Here is a 1,702-nt window from a genome sequence, read left to right on the forward strand (position 1 = left end):
TTTGTTCGGGAATCCCTATAAATAGCTAAAGATCTTAAGGATATAAGGAGCAGGGAAACAAAGGATCTGAAGATTAAGGGAGTGTTTAGTTTAGATAGACCAAGGGTAACTAGATCTAGATACCGCAAATTAGCGTGGGAAATACCCAGAGTATAAATAAGAGGGGTTAAAAAACAAAGTAAAAGATAGAGCTCGTGAGTAAGTTAAAAAGGAAGAAGACCTTAGACTATTAGTCCAAGGTCTTCGGTATATTTGGTATTCTGGAGCTGTTAGCTGTTAGCTGTTAGCGTTTCGCTATTTCATGCTCAACAGGCAATTAATTACTTAGTTGCTCTTTAAAATCTAACACTTTTAAAGAAGCATTGATATCCGCCACTGACATACTTTCAGGAGCTTGGATGATTAAACGATCGATAGTGTAGTATTTGTTTGCAGTATTAACATTACCAAGGATTAGTTTTTCCATTCCATCACGGTAAGTTACATGGCTCGCAGTTAAACTTTGATCATTGATCGTAATGTTTTTCACTTCAAGAGCTGAGATTTTATCTTCTTCACGTTGGTTGATGTAGTAACCATTATCATAAGTGTGATCTAAGTTTGTATCATCAGCTGTTGCTTTTAATGAAATTAATGCTGTTGAACTTATAAGGGCAATTAGTAATGCTTTTTTTAGATTCATAACTAGATCCTATGTTGTTTTTGTTAATTGAATGAAATTGTTGTTTGTGTGTTGTTTGCAGTTAAGCTGTTTGCAGTTAAGTTGCAGTGTTGTTTGTTTTCGTTTTTGTAGGTAACGTGATCGCCTTGCAGCTTTAGAGTTACATGGATTACGTATTGTCTACTATTGCTTGTTGTCAATTAAAATTACAAGCTTAATAATTTTATACTAGCATTATAGAGTTTTTCAATTACTTGATAAAGTAGGAAATTTTAAAAACTCTTGTGAATAAAATTCAATAATTAATAAAGCCCGAGATTTATTCTCGGGCTTTACTTTGTTGTTTAGTTATTTAGCTATCTAGCTGTTTAGCAGTCTAGCAGTCTAGCAGTCTAGCAGAACGAAATGAAACAGTATAGAGTACAGCGCAAATTAAGCAAAGAACTCATCAGCATGAGCTGTAAATAGAGATAACGCTGTTAAATCTGGTTCAAAGGTTTCTACGACATCAATTAGTAGAGGCTCAACAATTGGTTCAATACCTTTACTTGCAAAGATTTTAGCAAGTTCTCTAATTGCTCCGTTATAAGTGTCATAGTCACTTGAGCCTATACCAATTAGTAGAAGTTTTTCTAGACTTGGAAAAGGTTTTTCACTTTTGCTAATAGCTTGAGCTAGAGGCGCAAAGGTGTCTGGGAACTCACCAGCACCGTGAGTACTACAGATAACTACGAGGTGCGTAGCATCACTAATTTGTTCTAAAGATGGAGAGTGAAGTAATTCAGCTTTTTTTGCAAAGCTTTGTTCTACTTCTTCAACAATAGTTTCAGCTGCTACTTCAGCTGTTCCAAGAGTAGAACCAGAGATAACGTAAAATTTTGTCATAAGATAAAAGTTATTGAGTGGTTATGTTATTAATGAGATAGTACATTTAATGATCTAGTAAGTTTAATGATCTAGTCAATCTGGAAGAACACGAAAAATTTTACATCAATTATTTCGTTTTTCCTTTGTTTGAGTACTATTGTTTGAGTACTATTG

At 34.1% G+C, this 1,702-nt stretch carries 2 protein-coding genes; both read right to left on the reverse strand.

Annotated features, from left to right (window positions below; all coding sequences use genetic code 11):
- Positions 1-316 precede the first annotated feature (316 nt).
- A complete protein-coding gene (locus CKF54_RS07590) occupies positions 317-682 on the reverse strand; it encodes a hypothetical protein (RefSeq protein ID WP_119525750.1) in 366 nt (121 codons plus the stop codon).
- A 411-nt stretch (positions 683-1,093) separates the two neighbouring features.
- Positions 1,094-1,546, reverse strand: coding sequence for a flavodoxin domain-containing protein (locus CKF54_RS07595; RefSeq protein WP_119525751.1), 453 nt, complete (start codon positions 1,544-1,546; stop codon positions 1,094-1,096).
- Positions 1,547-1,702: the final 156 nt, after the last annotated feature.

Origin of the sequence: Psittacicella hinzii, assembly GCF_003585885.1 — a bacterium.
GTDB lineage: Bacteria > Pseudomonadota > Gammaproteobacteria > Enterobacterales > Psittacicellaceae > Psittacicella.